At 36.5% G+C, this 21931-nt stretch carries 24 protein-coding genes; all 24 read left to right on the top strand.

Going from position 1 to position 21931, the window contains the following annotated elements:
- Positions 1–280 precede the first annotated feature (280 nt).
- The 24 genes from B5F77_RS08720 (at position 281) to B5F77_RS08605 (ending at position 21930) form a co-directional block, all read left to right on the top strand.
- Positions 281–1486, top strand: a complete 1206-nt coding sequence (locus tag B5F77_RS08720; protein ID WP_087329878.1) for a site-specific integrase — start codon at positions 281–283, stop codon at positions 1484–1486.
- Between the two features lie 547 nt (positions 1487–2033).
- Positions 2034–3134 (top strand): MraY family glycosyltransferase, encoded by a 1101-nt coding sequence (locus B5F77_RS08715; RefSeq protein WP_087329870.1) that lies wholly within the window; start codon positions 2034–2036, stop codon positions 3132–3134.
- Positions 3135–3189: 55 nt separating this feature from the next.
- Positions 3190–4401, top strand: a complete 1212-nt coding sequence (locus tag B5F77_RS08710) for an AAA family ATPase (RefSeq protein WP_087329868.1) — start codon at positions 3190–3192, stop codon at positions 4399–4401.
- Positions 4385–4852 (top strand): hypothetical protein, encoded by a 468-nt coding sequence (locus B5F77_RS08705; RefSeq protein WP_087329866.1) that lies wholly within the window; start codon positions 4385–4387, stop codon positions 4850–4852. The genes B5F77_RS08710 and B5F77_RS08705 overlap by 17 nt, the downstream gene beginning before the upstream one ends.
- Entirely contained in the window at positions 4849–5907 is a 1059-nt protein-coding gene (locus B5F77_RS08700; protein ID WP_140392852.1) for an endonuclease/exonuclease/phosphatase family protein, read from the top strand. Before B5F77_RS08705 ends, B5F77_RS08700 begins: the two co-directional genes overlap by 4 nt.
- A 177-nt stretch (positions 5908–6084) precedes the next feature.
- A complete protein-coding gene (locus B5F77_RS08695) occupies positions 6085–6342 on the top strand; it encodes a hypothetical protein (RefSeq protein WP_087329862.1) in 258 nt (85 codons plus the stop codon).
- Entirely contained in the window at positions 6339–6758 is a 420-nt protein-coding gene (locus B5F77_RS08690; RefSeq protein ID WP_087329861.1) for a PIN domain-containing protein, read from the top strand. The genes B5F77_RS08695 and B5F77_RS08690 overlap by 4 nt, the downstream gene beginning before the upstream one ends.
- A gap of 144 nt (positions 6759–6902) precedes the next feature.
- Positions 6903–7193: a nucleotidyltransferase domain-containing protein gene (locus B5F77_RS08685; RefSeq protein WP_087329859.1), complete on the top strand. Its 291-nt coding sequence runs from the start codon at positions 6903–6905 to the stop codon at positions 7191–7193.
- Positions 7190–7666: a toxin-antitoxin system antitoxin subunit gene (locus tag B5F77_RS08680; protein ID WP_087329857.1), complete on the top strand. Its 477-nt coding sequence runs from the start codon at positions 7190–7192 to the stop codon at positions 7664–7666. Before B5F77_RS08685 ends, B5F77_RS08680 begins: the two co-directional genes overlap by 4 nt.
- A 132-nt stretch (positions 7667–7798) precedes the next feature.
- Entirely contained in the window at positions 7799–7963 is a 165-nt protein-coding gene (locus B5F77_RS15720; protein WP_162607976.1) for a hypothetical protein, read from the top strand.
- Positions 7960–8538, top strand: a complete 579-nt coding sequence (locus B5F77_RS08675) for a GNAT family N-acetyltransferase (RefSeq protein WP_087329855.1) — start codon at positions 7960–7962, stop codon at positions 8536–8538. The genes B5F77_RS15720 and B5F77_RS08675 overlap by 4 nt, the downstream gene beginning before the upstream one ends.
- A gap of 114 nt (positions 8539–8652) precedes the next feature.
- The gene (locus B5F77_RS08670) at positions 8653–8973 is read left to right on the top strand and encodes a nucleotidyltransferase domain-containing protein (protein WP_087329853.1); all 321 of its coding nucleotides are present in this window, start codon (positions 8653–8655) and stop codon (positions 8971–8973) included.
- A 2-nt stretch (positions 8974–8975) separates the two neighbouring features.
- A complete protein-coding gene (locus B5F77_RS08665) occupies positions 8976–9371 on the top strand; it encodes a HEPN domain-containing protein (RefSeq protein ID WP_162607975.1) in 396 nt (131 codons plus the stop codon).
- Positions 9372–9499: 128 nt separating this feature from the next.
- On the top strand, positions 9500–9796 hold the full coding sequence (locus tag B5F77_RS08660; protein WP_087329849.1) for a nucleotidyltransferase family protein: 297 nt from the start codon (positions 9500–9502) through the stop codon (positions 9794–9796).
- Positions 9789–10181, top strand: coding sequence for a HepT-like ribonuclease domain-containing protein (locus B5F77_RS08655; RefSeq protein WP_239445906.1), 393 nt, complete (start codon positions 9789–9791; stop codon positions 10179–10181). The genes B5F77_RS08660 and B5F77_RS08655 overlap by 8 nt, the downstream gene beginning before the upstream one ends.
- 276 nt (positions 10182–10457) lie before the next feature.
- Positions 10458–11663: a UDP-N-acetyl-D-mannosamine dehydrogenase gene (gene wecC / locus B5F77_RS08650; protein ID WP_087329847.1), complete on the top strand. Its 1206-nt coding sequence runs from the start codon at positions 10458–10460 to the stop codon at positions 11661–11663.
- Positions 11664–11773: 110 nt separating this feature from the next.
- Complete coding sequence (wecB, locus tag B5F77_RS08645; RefSeq protein WP_087329845.1) at positions 11774–12925, top strand: UDP-N-acetylglucosamine 2-epimerase (non-hydrolyzing); 1152 nt, start codon at positions 11774–11776, stop codon at positions 12923–12925.
- Between the two features lie 477 nt (positions 12926–13402).
- Positions 13403–14512, top strand: a complete 1110-nt coding sequence (locus B5F77_RS08635) for a glycosyltransferase (RefSeq protein ID WP_087329841.1) — start codon at positions 13403–13405, stop codon at positions 14510–14512.
- On the top strand, positions 14509–15744 hold the full coding sequence (locus tag B5F77_RS08630) for a glycosyltransferase (protein ID WP_087329838.1): 1236 nt from the start codon (positions 14509–14511) through the stop codon (positions 15742–15744). The genes B5F77_RS08635 and B5F77_RS08630 overlap by 4 nt, the downstream gene beginning before the upstream one ends.
- A 269-nt stretch (positions 15745–16013) precedes the next feature.
- Complete coding sequence (locus tag B5F77_RS08625; protein WP_162607974.1) at positions 16014–16895, top strand: O-antigen ligase family protein; 882 nt, start codon at positions 16014–16016, stop codon at positions 16893–16895.
- A gap of 52 nt (positions 16896–16947) precedes the next feature.
- Complete coding sequence (locus B5F77_RS08620) at positions 16948–18432, top strand: oligosaccharide flippase family protein (protein WP_087329834.1); 1485 nt, start codon at positions 16948–16950, stop codon at positions 18430–18432.
- A gap of 8 nt (positions 18433–18440) precedes the next feature.
- The gene (locus B5F77_RS08615; RefSeq protein ID WP_087329832.1) at positions 18441–19544 is read left to right on the top strand and encodes a glycosyltransferase family 4 protein; all 1104 of its coding nucleotides are present in this window, start codon (positions 18441–18443) and stop codon (positions 19542–19544) included.
- Positions 19544–20713: a hypothetical protein gene (locus B5F77_RS08610; RefSeq protein WP_087329830.1), complete on the top strand. Its 1170-nt coding sequence runs from the start codon at positions 19544–19546 to the stop codon at positions 20711–20713. Before B5F77_RS08615 ends, B5F77_RS08610 begins: the two co-directional genes overlap by 1 nt.
- Complete coding sequence (locus B5F77_RS08605; protein WP_087329827.1) at positions 20713–21930, top strand: glycosyltransferase; 1218 nt, start codon at positions 20713–20715, stop codon at positions 21928–21930. Before B5F77_RS08610 ends, B5F77_RS08605 begins: the two co-directional genes overlap by 1 nt.
- Position 21931: the final 1 nt, after the last annotated feature.

Here is a 21931-nt window from a genome sequence, read left to right as displayed (position 1 = left end):
TCCAAGCGGAGCGAAAAGAAATCTCGGTTGTTTGAGCGAAGCGAGTTTTCCGAGATTTCCGCTCCGCGCCGCGAATTTGTAGCCGCTGGAGTGTAAGCCTTGATTTTTTGGTTCTTTTTCATCAAGGAAAAAGAACGAAGAAAAAACTTTATTTTTAGATTCTTTTCACGCTAGCCCAAATGGCGGAAGGCGATTTCTGAGAAAAACAGTTTAGCTGAGATTTCGTTTCGATGGTTATACTCTGTAGTTTTTATGTTTTACTAAAATAATGGATAAGGGTATGACCTCAATCAAAGTTAAGTTTAAATTCCCGGTACAAGGTGCCGAGAAGGGTTTGATTTATTACAAATTGGTGTGTAATCGGCGTGTAAAGCGGGTTCCGACTTCGTATGAACTTTTCCCGGAAGAGTGGAATCCGGCTTGTGCGCAGGTGTTGTTGGTGTCGACAGACGAAGGAAGACGGGCGCAGGTTACGTTGATTCAGGAATGGATTGCAGAAGATGTCCGTAAGTGGAAACGGTGTATTGCTTTCTTAGACGAACAGCAAAAGGAATATACCCCGAACGATTTGTTCGAAGTCTATACGGGTCGGCAGGGTAATCTTTTCTTTTGTGCGTGGATGCGGCGTGTCGTGGCCGAGTTGGTTCAATTAGATAAACCGCGTACGAGCGAGGCGTATGCTTCTGCTTTGAATAGCTTTTCGGCTTTCCGTTCGTATCGGGATGTGTTGTTGGACGAAGTGGATGCGCATTTGATGCTTGCCTACGAGGCGTGGTTGCAGAAGCGGGGTGTCTCTTTTAATACGATTTCTTTTTATATGCGTATCTTGCGGGCGGTCTATAATCGGGCGGTCGAGAAGGAGTTGATGGCTTCGCGTTCGCCTTTCAAACAGGTGTATACGGGAAACGAAAAGACGCTCAAGCGGGCGGTTTCTTTGCCGGTAGTGCGTAGACTGAGGGATTTGGAGCTTTTGCCTGGTTCGGCCTCTTGCTATGCCCGCGATATGTTTCTTTTTAGTTTCTATACGCGGGGCATGTCGTTTGTCGATATGGCTTTCTTGAAGAAGTCGGACTTGCGGAATGGTTGTTTGGCTTATCGGCGAAAGAAGACCGGTCAGCAATTGTTCATCCATTGGGAACCTTGTATGCAGGAGATTGTAGACCGCTATTCGCAAGCGGATTCTCCTTATTTATTGTCTATCATCCGGAATTGGGGCGAAAAGGAGCGACGCCAGTACCTTACGGAGGCGCATCGCATCAATCGGCATCTGAAAGCGTTGGGGAAAGGGCTTGGGTTGCTCAAACCGTTGACGATGTATGTGGCTCGCCATGCCTGGGCCAGTATCGCCCGGAGCAAACATGTCCCTCTTTCGGTGATTAGTGAATGTATGGGGCACGATTCGGAGACAACCACCCAAATCTATCTCGCCTCGTTGGATAATGCTTCCGTAGATAAAGCCAATAAAATGATTTTGAAATCTTTATGAGGAAGTAAGAATGTCCTTCTCTTCGTAAGAGAGGTACATTTTCTGTGCACAAAGGTACGTAAAAATATGAATGTAGCAAGGAAAATTCTGAAAATCTCTTCGTAAGAGAGATACAAGCCTTGTTTTTAAGATGAAAAAGCCTCATTTTCTGGTTTAAGCAACAGAAAAGCGGGAAAACGTTTTTGAATAAGTTTTATACAAGGTATAATATCTTTACGTATCGTCGATATTTGTGAAAACATCGACGATATTTGTATATCTTCAACTTAAAGATATAAAAATATCGACGACTTTTAGAGAATAGACCGGCAAGAAAGAAAGTTTTCTTAGGTAGAGACGGTTTAATTTCTCCAATCCTTATTCTTTTGAGAAAGAAAGAAGTAGAAAAAATGTACCTCTCTTACGAAGAGAAGTACAAAAAAAGAAACGTCAGGGGAAAGTAAACACTGGGACTGACGGAAGCTTTGCTTTGTAGGTAAGATAAAAAGTAATATTATATATGACGCTGATTATTAATTAGTAATAACCACATAGCCAAAGAGAGAAGATGTCTTTTTTACTGATTTTGTTTTTTGTAATCGCTATCGGTTTATCGGCTTTGTTGATACCCCATATTTTGGTGATAGCCTTTCGTAAACGGTTGTTTGATGTACCGGACGGACGAAAAGACCATGTCGGGGCGATTCCCCGCTTGGGCGGTATTTCTTTTTATCCGGTTATCTTCTTCTGCTTTACTTTTTATGAGGCGATGATTACTCTATTCCCCAGTTGGTGGGACGAAAAGATGCCGCGTCCGGAGATGTACACGCAGTTCAGCCTCTTGTTTTGCGGTATGATACTGCTTTATCTGGTGGGGATTACGGACGATTTGATAGGAGTCCGCTATCGGAAGAAATTTCTAATCCAGTTCCTCGTGGCAAGTTTCTTTCCATTAGGAGGATTATGGCTCAATAACCTATACGGTCTGTTCGGGATTGGGGCGATACCCCCTTGGATAGGCATACCGCTGACAATTGTATTCGTTGTGTTTATTACCAACGCCATCAATTTGATAGACGGGATAGACGGCCTGGCTTCCGGCCTTTGCATGGTAGCCTTCCTGACGGTAGGTCTGTTTTTCTGGTTTCATCGGGTTGAGGCGTTGGCTTTATTAGCCTTGCTTGCGGTCGGTGTCTTGCTTCCTTTCTTTTATTATAATGTATTCGGTCGGGCAGAGAACTGCCGGAAGATATTCATGGGGGATACAGGAAGCCTTACCTTAGGCTATCTACTTTCATTTTTGGTGATTAGTTGTGCGATGTACGAACACGAGACATACCAAACGCCGCGTAGTGTCGTAACGGCTTTTGCCCCGTTGTTGGTACCGGCTTTAGATGTGATTCGCGTCGTGTTGTTCCGTTTTCGGAATCATAAGCCTTTGTTCCAACCCGATAGGAACCACATCCATCATAAATTCTTGGCCATGGGTTTTTCGCACCGGCGGAGCATGGTGTTGATCCTTTTGATGTCCGGTTTGTTTGTCCTTTCGAATGTGTTATTGATCCATGTATTAAACCTGACCCTCCTTTTCGTACTGGATATTGTGGTTTGGACGGGTCTTAATATGGGATTTGATAAGCGGATTCGGAGGAGGCAAAGTAATATATAAAGTTTGCACGTTTCCCCAAAAATGATTTCCTTTGTAGTATAAAAGGAAAGTGATAATGGTAAATAGTTGTAAAATAAATATACGGGAATTCGGTCCAATACAAAAAGGTACAGGAGGACGTTTTATAGACATTCCTAAATTTACCTTTTTAGTAGGAGCGCAAGGCAGCGGGAAAAGCTCTTTGGCTAAGCTTATTTCTGAATTTTCTTGGCTGGAAAAGGCATTGGTAAGAGGCGAGGTTAGGAGTAGCGATTTGATTCGTAAAAATCGTTTTAAGAACTATTATTGTGCTTATCATCGTATCTCTTCTTATTTTCGAGCTGAAACGGAAATAGCATACGAAGGTGAATATTATCGTTTCCTATTTGAAAACGATGCATTCCAGGTAGAAAAGAAAGATATAGAATATTTTGATTTACCAAAGATTTTGTACATACCGGCTGAACGGAATGTGATTGGCATTATGGAAAAGTCGGGTATGGCAAAATTTTTCCCAGAATCACTTCGGACGTTTTGGGAAGAATATGAAGAAGCTTGTACGCAGGTGAAAAATGATTTGGTATTACCTGTGGATGAAGTAAGGTTTACTTACGACCGATTAAATAAGATTAGTTGGATAAATGGTCCTTCTTTTCATACGCGATTGTCGGAATCTGCCAGTGGTTTTCAATCTTTAGTTCCTCTTTTTGTAGTAAGTAATTATTTGGAAGAGGTAGTAACAAGAGATTTATCTCGTCCGGGTATAGAACCTGCCATATTGGCTAAAATACAAAAGGCAGTAGATGAGATTATGAAAAATCCTAAATTGACGGATGAGGTACAGAAGGCTGCGTTGGAGAATTTGTCATCCCGTTTTCGCTATTCTCATTTTATAAATATAGTGGAAGAACCGGAATTGAATTTGTATCCTGTATCCCAACGCAATTTATTGCAAGAATTGGTTCGTTTAGCGAATGATTTGCCAGGTAATAGATTGATAGTAACTACGCACAGTCCTTATATCTTATCTGCGTTGAATAACCTTTTGTATGCAGGGCAAGTCGGGTATAGGCAAAGGAACGAAGTGGCGGAAATTATTCCAGCCATGTATTGGTTGTCTTCCGAACAGACAATGGCTTATACGATGGACAATGGTTGCATTGAATCGATAATGAATGACGAATTGCAGCAAATTGAAGCGGAACGTATAGATGGCATATCTGTAGCTTTGAATGAACAATATGAACAATTATTGGATATAGACGTAGCTCATGAAAATTACAGATAAATATGCAGAGAAGCGTTATATTGTAAGTGCCGATCAGCGCAAGATAGTGAGTTTGAAAGATAAAGGTGAAAGCCGTAAATATATTGCAGATAATTCAAACCGATTGTTCCTGACCGTATATCGGGTAGATAATGGATTATTTGATTCTTCTCAAGTAGGCAATAGGAAATGTGATTATGCCATTTATACGGATACCGATACTTTGTATTTAATTGAATTGAAAGGAGGTGATTATGCAAGTTCATTAGAACAATTGGCGAATACGGTTCGACAGATGTTGACTCCTGAGGTTCAAAAGCCCTGTTGCGTGTACGCACGCGTTGTTTTATCGAAAACAAAGGTACCTGCCTTTTTAGAGACAAAGGAAAAAATGCTGAAATCCTTGTTGAAGAAGCAATATAATGGGAATCTGCAGAAGGCTACACGCGAAATGAAAGAGATAATGCAGTGAGAAATCATAAAAACGGAATAGGTTTATTCCGGATAGCTTGCGGATGTCTCTTTATTCTATCCGTTTTGTCTTATACCAGCCGTTTCGTTTCGGGGTGGATTTCTTTATGCAGTTTGATATTCTTGCCTGTTGCGTTATTGAATTTGGCATGTGCGGGCATAGCTTGTTGTTTAAAACCTCGGAAATGGACATGGCTTTCTCTGACGGGTTTCTTATTGCATGTGGGAAACCTTCATGCGATTTATCAATTCCCCAAAGGAAAAACGAATGAAGCAGAAGGTATTCCACTTACGGTAGTGATCTATAATACGCATAATTTCTATAATGGAAAGAGTTATTTACCAGAGGCTATGGCTTATATAGATGGATTGGATGCGGATATTTTCTGTACGCAAGAGGGGCCGGTTCCGGAGTTTATCTCCGAAGATACGATACAGAAATATTTCTCCGATTGGAAATATCGCTATATGAGTACAGAAGCGGGTTATTCCAGTGTATCGATATTCAGCCGTTATCCTATTCAAAAAGTAGAACCAATTTATTATGATACGATTCCGGCCGTTACGTTAATAGCCGATATTGAGGTAGAAGGCAAGATTATCCGCCTTTTGAATAACCACCTGCAGACCACGAGCGTGAATTTGTATCGCGATTCCATCCAAAATCCGATACACGAAAAGTCGAGAATCGAAGCGATGAATCAGTTATTGGTTTCTTTAAAAGATAATTTCCAACGAAGGGCGAAGCAAGCTGATAGGATTCGAGATGAGATAGAAAAATCTCCCTATCCAGTAATAGTCTGCGGCGATTTCAACGATACACCTGCTTCCTATACATACCGTCGTATCAAAGGCAACCTGGTCGATGGTTTCATCGAAGTCGGAAACGGTTATCAATACACCTTTCGCCAGTTGAAAAGACTTTGGCGCATCGACTATATTCTTCATTCGAAGGAATTCCGAGGAACCGAATGTTATTCACCCGATTTGCCTTATAGCGACCATAATATGGTAGTATGGAAAGGAAAGATAAGGGAAGAAAAGGAAATAAGGTAAAATGAAAGGACCCGAAATCTCGGCTGTTTGAGCGTAGCGAGTTATCCGAGCTTTCTTGATTTTTTGGTTCTTTTGTATCCAGACAAAAGAAGAAAAGCTTTATCTGCATTTGGAAAACAGAAGTAGAATTGTTACTTTTGTAACAAAAGAATCGTTATCAGTAATAAATGCAAGAATATGATGGATACAGCGATAAGCCTAAATGATCAAAGAACAGCAGATGCTTTTTGGACTTTGCTGAAACCTTTGAAACGGGAAGTGCGGCAATGGTTAGCTATCCGTTTGGATGAATCTCTGAAAGAACAACATGATTCAGTTCATACGGATAACTTGTTGGAAGCTCAAAAATTTGTAAAGACGTTGTCGGTACAGGGCGAAATACCGGTACCTTCGGACGAGAAAGGCATTTGTGCTTTGTTGGATGAAAAGTATTGAACTATGAAAGCTTATGCCGAACGAATATATTGATAGATTTGGTTTGTAGCCGAGGAGAATTTCTTTCGGATGCACAATCTCTTTTCAGTTTGGGGTATGCTGGTAAAATACAATTGGTTTTGTCTGCGCTATCATTCGTGAATACAATATACATTAGTCGTAAGTATCGTTTTCCTATGCAAGAGGTGAAACGTAGTTTATTGAGTATTGCTTCTTTTACAGAAATAACAGGATTGACAGAAGATGTAGTGACATGGGCATTATCCTGTGATTGGAATGATTATGAAGATGCAACACAATATAAATCCGCTATTTCGGTGGATGCAGATTGTATTGTAACCCGTAATAAGAAAGACTATCAATCTTCCAATATCCCAGTGTATACACCTCATGAATTTTTAACTATGATGGTGTGATAAAACTTGCTATGATGTGGAAAACATCCGAAATCTCGGCTGTCTGAGCGCAGCGAGTTATCCGAGCTTTCTTAATTTTTTGGTTCTTTTGTATCAAGACAAAAGAAGAAAAGCTTTATCTTTGTCACTGAAACAAACTCAAGGATGCGATTGACGAAACATGAAATAGAGCAAATCATTCGGGTAGCCAAAGAAATCTATGGCGAAAGTGTACGCGTGTATTTGTTCGGTTCTCGTACAGACGATACCAAACGGGGCGGCGATATCGATCTCTTGGTACGTACATCGTCCGAGAAGAAAGGCGTGTTAGCCCGCATCCGCATGATTGCCCGCTTAAAATATGTGTTGGGCGACCAGAAAATCGACGTAATAGGCGACCATGAAGAATCTTGGGTCGTCAACGAAGCATTAGCAACAGGCATACGATTGGCATGACGACGAAACACCAAGAAATAGCAGAGCGGTTAAGTCGTGAGTTTGAAATAGGCGACCGGCATATACAGCGCATAGAAGAGGCATTGGCACGTTTATCTTCAGTGCTGCCCCTTTCAGTAGAAAGGTATGCGAATTTGGATGAAGAAGAGGTTCGTTGTATTGACCAATTCATTTTCCGCTTTTCCAAACTTCAAGATGCAATGGGCGCCAAATTCTTCCGCTATATTTTGGAATATTTGGATGAGGATATATCTTCTGTTCCTATGCGTGATATTTTAAATCGTTTGGAACGTTATCAATTGATTAATAGTGCAGAAGAATGGGTGTATATACGTGAGCTTCGAAATGAAATAGCCCACGATTATCCATTGTGCGAGAATGATATTGTAAATATATTAAACGAGTTGATTTCCAAAATATCTGTATTGAAAGATATTTATGGACGGTTGAAAAAAATATATTTGGATAACTAAAGGAAACCCGAAATCTCGGCTGTTTGAGCGCAGCGAGTTATCCGAGATTTCTTGATTTTTTGGTTCTTTTGTATCCAGACAAAAGAATAGAATACTTACCTTTGTAGTAAGAAATAGAATAAGGAAAGCATTATGTTGGGAATTAATACAAAACGGACACTTGTAAAAGATGGATTTGCTCAAAAGATAAGGGATAAAGTCCATCGCATTCAGACGGGACAATTGAGCGAGCAAGACTGCAAAGAAATTCGTGAGAACCATCGAATTACGAAAAAAGTATCTGTTGTTTGGAAATGATTCCAAGAGAATATATTTTTGAAAATTTGAAAGATACATCGATTTTGAAAGATTTTCAATGTGGTATTTCTTCGATGGATGCTTTCATTCAAGATGGACTTGATTTGAGCATACAAAACCATTATTGCAATGCTTATATCGTAAGGGAGAATAGGAAAGATGCAGAGATTTTGGCGTTGTTTGCATTAAGTTTTGATTCTTTGGATTTAGATGTAGACGATAAAAGTGAAATGCTAAGTGGCGTTTCGAATGCTGGCATTCCGCAATTAACAGATAATTATAAAGATGTCTTTTTGAATAAATCTCATTATCCCGCTTTGGAAATAGCTTATTTAGCAGTAACAAAGAACATGAGATATAATGGATTAGGACGAATTATAATAGAGTCGATTGTTCAAAGGGCGCAAGAGCAAGAATTGGCAGGTTGTCAGTTCCTTACTGTAGAAGCTTTAAATGCAGATGAATATAGTGCGGTAGGCTTTTATGATAAGTGTAATTTCTCTGCTTGCGAATTGCCAGACCCCAATAAAGGAACATTACGAATGTTTAGAACGCTTTATCCTATGGTAAAATGAACCCGAAATCTCGGCTGTCTGAGCATAGCGAGTTATCCGAGCTTTCTTGATTTTTTGGTTCTTTTGTATCCAGACAAAAGAATAGAATGATTACCTTTGTAGAAAAGTTCACGTATGCTTGGAAAGAATGTCATATTGCAATCTATAAAAACAGTTTTGAAGCAAGTATTGCCTCAGAATGGAAAAGCGATTTTGTTTGGTTCTCAGGCGCGGGGAGAAGCCAAAGAGGATTCCGATTGGGATATTCTTATCTTGTTGGATAAACAGAAGTTAGACGCTACAGATTATGATGAGATATCTTATCCGTTGCGTGAACTGGGATGGAAGATGAAGGCTTGTATTAATCCGGTGATGTATACATTAAAGGATTGGATGAAATACAGCTTTTCTCCTTTTTACCATAATGTAATGAAAGACGGTGTAGAATTGGTATGAGCATGAGTCCAGAAGACATAGAAGCAATTGTTTTTTATCGTAGACAAAAAGCGTATGCCACATTGCAGGAAGCTGAAGAGATGATTCAAACAGCGCATTGGAATTTGGCAATACAACGTCTTTATTATGCTGCTTTTTATATGGCATCTGCATTATTGGTGAAAAATAAGATATCTACTCAAACCCATAATGGTGTAGTGGCGCAATTAGGTTTACACTTTGTTACTACAGGCAAGTTGGATAAAGCTGAAGGGCGTTTGTATTCTCGTTTGTTGCAAAATCGAATAACGGGTGATTATAATGATTTTTTTGATTTTACGGAAGAGGATGCAAAAGCACTGTTGGATCCCACGAAGGAATTAATGAAAAAATTGGACGCTTTACTTGCTGAAAGTTGATTGGGCGTAAACCCGAAATCTCGGCTGTCTGAGCGTAGCGAGTTATCCGAGATTTCTTGATTTTTTGGTTCTTTTGTATCAAGACAAAAGAATAGAATGATTACCTTTGTAGAAAATAAGATTCGATTATGAAATCAACGGAAGAATATTTGCAAATACTTCGTAAACAGAAGAATCATTTGATGAATAAATATCAAATTGTTCGTTTGGCATTGTTTGGTTCCGTGGCTCGGCATGAACAAACAGAGGGAAGCGATATAGATATTTGCTTTGAAAGCAATTCAATGAGCCTTTTCACGTTATGCAGTTTGAAATCAGAATTGGAAGATTTGTTGGGTTGCACTGTTGATTTGCTTCGGATGAGAAAACAGTTGGAAGGTTCTTATCTGGAGAAGAGCATAAAGAGGGATATGATTTATGTATGAAGATAGCGTATATCGAATACTTGAATTAATAGATGGAATGCTTGATTCCATAGGTGTAATACAGACACGTACAACACATATTGAATCAGCAAACGATTTCTTATTAAGTCCGGATAATATGTTTGTCCTGGATGGAGTTTGTATGAAATTGATATTTATAGGCGAAAGTGTCAAGACGATAGACCGTTTATCGAAAGGAAACTTATTCCCTTTGTTTCCGTCAATACCTTGGCGTGATATTATGAAGTTACGGGATGTGATAGCACATCATTATTTTAAAATAGATGCCGATATAGTTTTTTCTACCATTAAAGAAGATTTGCTTCCTTTAGAAGTTGCCTTGATAGAGATGAAGGGTTATCTTCAAGAAAACGATGGGTTTTGATAATCCGAAATCTCGGCTGTTTGAGCGTAGCGAGTTATCCGAGATTTCTTGATTTTTTGATTCTTTTGTATCAAGACAAAAGAATAACATTATTATATTAAAAAAGAGAGCAAAAAGATTTTTCAAAGTGACTTATAAAAGACCTCGGAGAGGTCAAATCATACTCAACCGTAGGTGGATGAAGTGAACCTGCGGGAGGGAAAGGTATATCTACAATTATACAGACTTAGGAGAAGTCCATTCTTATTCGCATTCAAAAAAATCATTATTAATAATATGAAAGCATGTTTCATGGGATTGGGATACATTGGTCTCCCAACCGCTATTATTGCCGCCAAACATGGCGTTCAAGTAACCGGTGTGGATATTAATCCGCATGTAGTGGAAATGACGAATCAAGGTCGTTTGCACATTATCGAACCGGGTATGGAAGAGATGCTTCAGGAAGTGGTAAAGTCCGGAGCGTTGAAAGCTTCCATCAAACCGGAGGTGTGCGATGCCTATTTTATGGTGGTGCCGACTCCGTTCAAAGGAAATCATGAGCCGGATATTTCCTATGTGGAATCCGCTACACGGGCGGTCATTCCTTATTTGAAAGAGGGTGATTTGTATGTAATTGAATCGACTTCACCGGTAGGTACAACGGATAAAATGAAGGATTTGATTTTTGCGGAACGTCCGGAACTGAAAGACAAGATTTATATTGCGTATTGTCCGGAACGCGTATTGCCGGGAAATGTGATTTATGAATTGGTACACAACGACCGGGTAATTGGCGGTATGAATGAAGCTTCTACCACAAAAGCCATCGAGTTTTATAGCCAGTTTGTACAGGGAACATTACACCGCACCAATTGCAAAACGGCGGAGATGTGCAAATTGACGGAAAACTCAAGCCGTGACGTACAAATTGCTTTTGCGAATGAATTGTCTTTGATTTGTGATAAAGCGGGTATCAACGTATGGGAATTGATCAATCTGGCAAATAAACATCCGCGTGTGAATATCCTGCAACCGGGTTGCGGTGTAGGTGGCCATTGCATTGCGGTCGATCCTTATTTTATTACAGCAGATTTTCCGGTAGAATCGCAATTGATTGCCAAAGCGCGTGAAATCAACAATTACAAATCTTTCTGGTGTGCCGAAAAGGTACAGAATGCGATGCTAAGGTTTGAATTGGAACACCATCGGAAACCTTGTGTCGCCATGATGGGCTTGGCTTTCAAACCGAATATTGACGATTTGCGCGAATCTCCGGCCAAATATATTGTGACGAAAGTCATGCAGAGCTGTAACAACGCCAATATCTTGGTGGTAGAGCCGAATGTGAAGGAACACAATGTATTCAAACTGACGGATTATAAAGAGGCGTATGAAAAAGCGGATATTGTAGTGATGCTGGTAGCGCACGATCCGTTCAAGACATTGCCTTATACAACCGATAAAATCATCTTGGATTTCTGCGGAATTTATAAAAAGTAAGAGATACTTTAACACAGAGTCACAGAGACACAGAATCTCAAAGAATTAAAATAAACTCTGTGTCTCTGCGTTTCCGTGTTTAACTTACCAACTTTCAATTTTTAATTCACATGAAAAAAATAATGCTCGTATTCGGGACTCGTCCAGAAGCTATCAAGATGGCTCCGCTGGTGAAAGAGTTCCAGAAGCACCCCGATGTGTTTCAAACCTTGGTATGTGTTACCGGCCAGCATCGGGAAATGTTAGACCAGGTCCTGAAGATTTTTGATATCACGCCGGATTGTGATTTGAACATCATGAAGCAGGGACAGGATTTGTATGATGTGACGGCTCGTGTATTGTTAGGAATGCGCGATGTATTGAAAGAGGCACATCCGGATGTAGTGTTGGTGCATGGCGATACCACAACCAGTACAGCGGCTGCACTGGCTGCTTTTTATCAACAGATTCCGGTCGGACACGTAGAAGCCGGATTGCGTACGCATAATATCTATAGTCCATGGCCTGAAGAGATGAACCGCCAGATAACGGGACGGATTGCTACCTATAATTTTGCACCTACTTTATTGAGTAAGCAGAATTTATTACGTGAAAATGTCAATCCGGATTCCATCTTGGTTACGGGAAATACGGTGATTGATGCCTTGCGTCAAGTCGTAAGTAAAATCAAACGGGATGCGGCGTTGGATGCCGAATTGGAACAGACATTAAACGCTTGTGGCTATGATGTGAACCGCTTGAAAGAGGGAAAGAAACTGGTGCTGATTACCGGTCATCGCCGGGAGAACTTCGGAGAGGGATTTATCCATATTTGTACTGCGATTAAAGATTTGACTCAACAATATCCGGATGTGGATTTTGTCTATCCGATGCACCTGAATCCGAATGTCCGTAGACCGATTCATGAAGTGTTTGGCGAAGACCTGTCGAACTTAGGCAATATGTTCTTCATCGAACCGCTCGAATACCTGAGTTTTGTCTATCTGATGGAGAAATCGAATATTGTCTTGACGGATAGCGGAGGAATCCAGGAAGAAGCTCCCGGATTAGGCAAACCGGTATTGGTGATGCGTGATACGACTGAACGTCCGGAAGCCCTGGAAGCAGGAACGGTAAAATTGGTCGGGACTGATTATAATAAGATTATTTATGAAGTCTCTATCCTCTTGGATGATGAGGCAGCATACGAGAAGATGAGTATGGCGGTTAATCCGTATGGGGATGGTTTGGCTTGTGGAAGGATTGTGAAGTTTTTGGAATAATAATGGTTTTATATTTTTGTATCTGGGTGTATTGTAGGATATACTCATTTTTCCGAAATACAGGAACTCTCTATTGGATATTTTTTGTTGTTAAGTTACTTTATTGGTATGATACTTAGTCGAGTAGGTTCTTTATTGATAGAAGATATTCTAAAATGGATGAAGTGTATTAAAAAATATAATTATGATTTGATGATATGTGCTGAGTTGAAAGATGCAAAAGTCAATGTATTATTGGAAGTATGTAATACTTATCGAACAGTTGCTTCGCTATTTTTAATTTTATTCTTTTACTTTCTTCTATCTATTTGGTTTAAATGGGGAATTAAAGATGTTTATTTGCTTATTTGTATAGATTTTTTATGCATTTTCCTTTTTATCTTATCTTTTATAAAGCAGTATAATTATGTAAGGAAGAGGGTGATTTATTTAAAATATAGGAGATGGAAAAACTAATAAATTATCATAGCCGTAAATATGTTAGACGTATTATACATAACAACCGGGATGCATATAGGTGGTGTCCAGACTTTTATTGTTAATTATGCCCCTTATTTAATGCGGAATGGCATTCGGTTAAACATAGCAGTCCAAGTAGATCATGAAGAAATATATGATAAATATTTGGAAAGTATAGGGTGTAGAATTTTTCATATAACCTCTTTAAACAAATCGAAAATTCGATTTATGAAAGATATTTATCACTTATTGAATCAACATCCCGAAATAAAAATCATACATTCCCATCAGAATTTTAGTAATGTATATGCATTATTAGCAGCAAAGATACAAGGTACTAAAATTAGAATCAGTCATAGTCATAGTAATATAAAGGCTTCTTCTTTGTCTCGAAAAGTGATGAGAAAATTACTTCAATGGATATTGCCTTATTATGCAACAGACTATTGGGGATGTAGTATGGAGGCTGCTCAATGGTTGTTTGGTAAATATGCAAATTCAAATAGGTGCTTTGTTATTAACAATGCTATTAATCTCAATTTATATGCATATAATGAGGATACACGGAATATTTTACGCAAAGAAATGAATCTTGAAGGGAAAATAGTTTGGGTACAAGTCGGTTCTTTGTCTTCGAATAAAAATCAAACTTTTTCAATCCATCTCTTTCAAAAATTTCATGCTAAATATCCAGATAGTTTCTTTTTATTATGTGGAGATGGGCAGATCAAGGGACAATTAACAAAGATAATAGAAGAAAAGGGATTAACTAATTGTGTCCGATTATTAGGCAATGTAACAAATGTAAATGAAATATTGAATGCTTGTGATTTGTTTATTATGCCATCTCTTTTCGAAGGTTTAGGACTTAGTGCGATAGAAGCGCAAGCGTCTGGTTTACCATGTGTTGTTTCTTCGGCTATACCTGATGATGCTCTTATAAACAACAATATAATAAAATGCCACACATGGAATGAGGATGAATGGTTGAAAGCGATAGAAAATGTATATTCCTTACATACAAATAGGGAAGATGCTTTTATTACGATACAACAAGCTGGTTATGATGTAAAAATAGAAGCTGATAAATTGGCTTCTAAATATAAACAATTAGTGAACAGAATATGAAAACGCTTATAATCTTAAATTATCAACGCGAAATTCCTCCCTTTATGCAGACTGTAATAAAGTATGCAAAGGATATATATGAGGATGTTTATTATATTACTCCAAGATTGAAGATAGACAATCGGGATACGGTGAGGTTTGATAATGTTCATGTCATTCAGTCAACAAGATTACTTCGTTGGATGACTTTTTGTAAATTGTTCTTAATGTTATTTGATGGAGAAACATACGAAATCATTAAACGAGGCATAAAAAATGGATTAGATTTAAAAGGTCTTCTGAAGCATTGTATTACATATCAATTTTGTTCTATGAAATTAATATGGATGGCAGAAAGAATATTGAAGCAGTGTAACAAATCAGATTCTGATATCGTATTGTTAGCTACGTGGTTCTCTTCTGAAGCGTATGCGGCATCAAAAATGAAACGTAAACATCCGAGTATAAAAACAGCTTCTTTTGCCCATTCATTTGAAGTTGATCCTCAAAGAGGAAAATATGTTAGATATTCTTATAATAAATCCAAACATATTTATTTAGATGGAATCTATTTCATTGCAGATAGAATGCGTCTTATCTATATGAATGAGCTTGGAAATATTAATCAAGAAGTAAAAAGAAAGTTCTATTTAAGCTATTTGGGATCAACGAAAGAGGATAATAGATTAAATATTACTTCCGATGAAATTTTTAATATCTGTTCTTGTTCCGGTCTTGTGCCGATAAAACGGATTGACAAATTGATTGGATCTTTGAAATTTTGGAAAGAATGTCCAATCAAATGGACACATTTAGGTGGTGGTCCGTTAATGGAGAAAACTATCAAACAAGTAGAAGAATTGAAATCTATTAATTCGTTAGTCCAAGTAAATTTGAAGGGAAAATTGAAAAATGAAGATGTAAAAAGATATTATGCAGAAAATCCTATTGATTTATTTATTAATGTGAGCGAGGCAGAAGGATTACCTGTTTCGATTATGGAAGCAGCGTCTTATGGAATTCCTATTTTAGCAACAGATGTAGGTGGGACAAGGGAAATTGTGAGAGACGAAAATGGTTTTTTATTACCTGGTGATTGTACTTCTCAAATGATATACGATAAAATTCTGTTGTTTTATAGATTATCTCAAGAGCAGAAAGATACTTATCGAAAAAATTCATTTAAGATTTGGCATGCCCAATTTGATGCTCAAAAGAATATTGTTGAGTTTTTGAATAAAATACAAAAGTGATGTCCCGAGTACTTGGAACAATAAGTTGGTCTCATTTTATAATATTTGCGATATATATTTTTTTGTCAATATATGAAATGTGGATAAGTGCAATCATAGGTCCGGTATCTCGGTTCTATATTATTATTTATTTGTGCTATCTGCTTGTAAAAATGCGTTCATTAAAAGTTGATGTGATATTTGCCTCCATGTTGGCATGGATAGTATACTCATTTGTGTCTACAATATGGAGTCAAGATATAGAGGAGGCTTCAATATCCATTTATACAATGGCATTAATGGCATTATTGACTTTACTTTTGGGGCAATATCAACTATCAAGCAAACAAATAATAAGAATATTAGATTTTTATCTGTTGGTCAGTGCATCTTTGGTTATACTTGGACTGTTTTTTTCTCGCCCAATCACTGAAGATAACGAAACAAGAAATGTTGTATATCTTTTTGGATTGGCTCCAGATCCTAATAATCTATTAACTCTTTATTCTGTATGCTTTTCAATAAGTATCTATTATGCTCTTTTTTTGAAACGTATGAGAATTATCAATTATGTGCTTACATTATTAAGTGTATATGTCATATTTAATACAGGATCTCGTTCGGGTATTATTATTCTTCTTTTTTTAACATCAATATTATTTTGGTATGGACAAAAAGATAAGCCGTTACATAGTAAAGTCAAAATTACAATTGTTGCTATTTTAATTCTATTTGTTATTTATTTGTTGTTGCCAGTATTTCTTTCAGATAGTGTTTATGACCGAATTATGGGAAAAGGTGAGTTAGCTTTTATGGATTCAACAGGTAGAGAAGTTAGATGGTCTACTGCTTTAAATGAATGGTTGAATAGTAATATTCTTTTTGGACTTGGATTAGGTTCTGCTCCGGCTCATTCTACTTTTATTACAATGTTAGTTGCATTAGGAATTATAGGATATACTTTTTTTCTGATCTTTATATTTGGAACAGTAATAAAAATCATTCGGCAAGGGAATGTTCTGGCATTGCTTTTATTTGTATCACCAATGCTTCAAAGTTTTTTTATTGATGCACAAAACAAAAGATTCTTTTGGAATGGAATCATTTTCCCTTATCTATTGTATAATTGTATAGATAAAACTTTTGTATTGAAAGATCATTCTTTAAATTGAATAGACAATTTTGGGCTTATGGAATGTATGGAATGTATAAATTGCTTTTTTTATGAAGATATGTCTTTGGAATAAAAATGGAGTAATGGTGGATTCCTTTGCTCTAGCTTTTGTAAGAGTTGTAACCATGTTTCTTTCTATAATATGTATAAAAATACTCTCTGTAGAATTTTCATTACAAGATTATGGAACATATAGTCAGGCTATTTTAATTGTGACAACTATTACTTCATTTTCGATTTTGGGGTTAACCGATGCCACTAATTATTATTTTAATCAATATAAGGCGGATGATAGAAACAGTTATATATCAACAATTTTTTGTATCCAATATGTTGTGGGTTCTTTATGTGGAATAGGTATTATTGTTTTTCAGGATATATTAGAATCATATTTTGGTAATGAGCAATTATATTCATTCTTTTTATGGATAGCACTGATGCCGTTGTGTGCTAATTTATTAGCAATGCTACAAGTCTTATATATATCTATTGGTAGAATTCGAGTAATCGTGATACGAAACTTGATTATTTCAATATTAAGATTATGTATTTTTGTTTGTGCTTGTTATGTAACTCACGATGTAAAAACGATTATAATTCTTACATTGATTTGTGATATTGGACAAGTGTTATATTTTAAAATGGGGATTAGTAGAAGTGGATTAAAGATTGATATTAAAAATGTAAACAGAAAATACATAAAACCTATATTGAAATACAGCTTACCAATGGCAAGCTATGTGATTCTAAACGCATTAATGCGTGATATCGATAAGTTAATGATAGGAAATATGACGGATACTGAACAATTGGCTTTATATACTAATGCAAGTCGTGTTCTGCCATTTGATCTTTTGACAGTGTCTTTGGCAACAGTATTATTACCTCATATAACTCAGAATATAGCTAATAGAAAATTTAAGGTCGTTCAAAAAATATACGGTGATTATCTTAATTTGGGAATACTTACGACTCTAATCTTGGTATCAGGTACAATTATATTTGCAAAAGAAGCGATGCTTTTTTTGTATGATGTGAAATATTTGGACGCATTGAATATTTTTATTATTTATCTTTTTGTTGATTTATTAAGAATAGCCAATGTTTCCTTGATATTAAGCGCTTCTGGTAATACGAAACGATTGATGTATATATCTATTTGTGCTTTTACTGCAAATGTTATATTGAACTATCTTTTATTTTTATGTTTAGGAATTGTTGGGCCAGCTATTGCAACAGTGATGGTTACTTTAGCTACGAATTTGTATCTTATGTATGTAAGTTCAATGATTATACATGAATCATTGTTTAAGCTGTTGAATTATAAAAGTATTATCTTGGTTATAGGTGAGATTATCATTTTAGGGATATTTTTTAAATGGATAAATTGTGTTTTAGAAGTTAAATTAGTATCAAGTAGTGTTCGTTTAATTTTATGTTATAGTAGTTTGATTGTTTTTGTATTCCTGTCAAATCGTAGTGTTATAGTGGCATATTTAAAACGAATAAATAGTCTCAAATCACAAACACTTTAGTAAGAGTTATGCAAATAGTAGATAGTGAGAAAAATAAAGTCCTCTTATTAGTGGGTACTCTATCAAATTATCGAGTACCTATATATAATTTGATTAGTGAAAAGTATGATTTAACAGTAGCATACGATGTCAAAGATGAATCCAAGCATGAATGTTATTTCAAAAAATCAAAACTGAAATCGTATAAAATCTCATCTTTAACATTGCATACGCTTTCATTCTATACATTATGTAAACAATATGATGCGGTTATTATTGCACCGGACATGCATTATTTAATGTATGTTTCACTACCATTTATACCTCATAAATACAAGCTATTAACTTGGTCTATAGGTATTAGAGCGTCTTATACACGCAAATATGATTTGCAGAGAAAACAAACATTCCTTGATAAAGTTTTCTATTTAATTAATGCCAAATGTGATGCCATTATTTTTTACATGCGTGAAGCTATTGATTTTTATAGAAGTAACGGCATTAACACAGACAAAGTCTTTATCGCACATAATACAGTAGAGGTTTTACCTATAGATAAGAATCAAATGAAAAATAAAAACTCTGTCTTATTTGTAGGAACTCTGTATAAAGAAAAGAATGTATATGAATTGATTAATGCGTATATAGAAGTTCTTCAAACTGGTAATGAAAATATTCCTACTTTGATTATTGTTGGAGACGGTGCTGAATATCAGAATATAAAAAACATAGTTGATACGAATCAACTATCTAAACATATCCATTTATTGGGAAGAATTACGGATGAAAACGTATTAAGAGATCTGTTTTCCGAAGCTCTTATTTGTGTATCGCCCAATCAAGCAGGATTATCTGTTTTAAAAAGCATGGGATACGGAGTACCTTTTATTACTAGGAGAAATGCTATAACAGGAGGAGAAATACTAAATATACAGGATGGCATAAATGGAATTTTGTATGATAAATATGAAGATTTGGTGGACATCATAAGCGATGTTACTATACATAAAAACAAATATTTAGAGATGGGGAAAAACGCATATGCCTATTACCAAGAAAATGCGACTCCCAAAATAATGGCAAATGGAGTTATCGATGCTCTAGAGTACGTATTTAATGATAATCACGAATAATGAAACGCACTATTTTATTTATTTTTCCAAGTTCGGTAGATGTCGTTCGCTTACAGAAATTTGCTCAATTTCTTTGTCAGCATAATTACACATTAGAATTTATAGGATGGAATAGATATCCTAACAAAATTTATACAGACAATAAATTTTCATCTATTAAATTCCTAATTACAGGAGGAGGAGAAGGCACTCGGGTATTACCTTTATTATATATCTGGTTCATTACAAAACTATTCTTTGTCCTGATCTTCAAAAAAGGATTGAATAATAAAATTTTATTTGCTATCAATTTTGAATCAGCTTTTGTTTTATGGTGCATTTCTAAGTTCAGACCGATTCATTATGTATATGATATTTGGGATGAACTAGCCATAAGTCACAAATTCCCTTCATGGGTTAAAACTTGCATCCGTTTCTTTGATAAAAAAATTCGAAAAGCCTCTTGTTTTTATATTCATGTTGACGAAAATAGGGTATCAGATATTGATTCAAACAATTATATTATTATCTATAATTCGCCTTTTGATTACATAAAAAACAAACAAGAAAAGGACTCATACAACAACTGTTTTGCTGTTACAGGATGGTTAAATGATACACGAGGCTTAAAAAGCATATTACATTTTGCAGAAAAAAATCCGCTGATAAAATTCATTGTAGTGGGAGAATTTATAAATAAAGAAACCGAAAAGAAATATATGGGGATTCCTAATATCGAATACCACCATTTTATGCCACAGCCGGATTTGTTTAAAATAATCGGTTCTTGCAGAGGTATCTTTTCATTATACGATCCATCTATTGAGATTAATAAATTAGCGGCTTCAAATAAATTATACGATGCCATGATGCTATCTATTCCTGTCATTGTAAACAAAGGGATTTTAGCAGCCGATTTAGTAAGAAATGCCGGTATTGGCTTTGTTGTAAATTATGATTATGATGCGACTTGGCAGGTATTAGAAAAGTACGACAATGTATTAGTTGCTTCTATGGGGAAAAAAGGGAGGAATTTATATCTCCAAAAATATGAATTTTCAAAAATGTTGGAAACAGTTCTGTTGCCCGTACTGAACAACTATCCTTTCGTTGATAAGTTAAATAATATTAAACAGGGGGGGGTAAATCTTCCGTTTAATTTAGGAATAGAAGAAAGGAGGGCGGCTTAATGCCTACCCTCCTCCAAATAAACTCCGTAGCCAATACGGGATCCACTGGTCGCATAGCCGAAGGTATCGGACAAGCTGCGATAAAGGCCGGATGGAAAAGTTACATTGCGTACGGCCGTTATGCGAATCCAGGTCGATCTGAATTGATAAAGATTGGGAATAAATGGGATATATGGAATCATGTATTGCAAACCCGATTGTTTGATAGGCATGGATTGGTATCTAAGCAGGCGACTAAAAGATTGATTCAACAGATTGAAGAGATAAAACCAGATATTATCCATCAGCATAATATTCATGGGTATTATTTGAACTATCCGATTTTGTTTGAATATCTATCTAAAACGAATATTCCGGTAGTGTGGACGTTGCATGATTGCTGGCCGTTTACGGGGCATTGTGCTTATTTCTCTTATATCAACTGTGAGAAATGGAAATGGCAATGCAAACAATGCATGAATAAAAAAGAGTATCCGACCTCTTTGGGATTAGACAATAGTAATACCAATTATCTGTTGCGAAAAAAGCATTTCACTTCAATATCCAATCTGACATTGGTTCCTGTTTCGGATTGGTTAGAGAATTTAGTACATCAGTCTTTTCTGAAAAAATGCTATTCGCAACGTATCTATAATGGTGTAGACACGGCCATTTTTCATCCTATGCCAATGTCTAATTCCATATTGAATAAATATTCTATTCCTAATTCTAATTTTGTATTAGGAGTAGCCAATGTTTGGGAAAAACGAAAAGGATTACAAGATTTTATTCAACTTCGAAAAATTTTACCTACATCTTATTCAATCGTATTGGTAGGATTAAATTCACGACAAATTGCAGAATTACCCAATGGAATAATAGGTATTCAACGGACAGAAAATGTAAAACAATTGAGAGATCTGTATGTTTCAGCTTTAACATTTGTAAATCCGACATGGGAAGACAATTTCCCTACTACCAATTTAGAGGCTTTAGCTTGTGGAACACCTGTAATTACATACCGAACTGGTGGTAGCCCGGAAGCCATCTCTTCCGAGACGGGTTTGGTAGTGGAACAAGGAGATATACAAGGATTGATTAAAGCGATTGAAAAGATTTGCCAAAAAGGAAAAGATGCCTATTCAAAAGCTTGTAGGGACCGGGCTGTTCAATATTTCAATAAAGAAGAACGGTTTCAGGAGTATGTAGATTTGTATAATCAAATTTTATCGAAATAAA

Origin of the sequence: Parabacteroides sp. An277, assembly GCF_002159645.1 — a bacterium.
In the GTDB taxonomy this organism is placed as follows: domain Bacteria; phylum Bacteroidota; class Bacteroidia; order Bacteroidales; family Tannerellaceae; genus Parabacteroides.
This window is presented reverse-complemented; position numbering and strand designations above follow the sequence as displayed.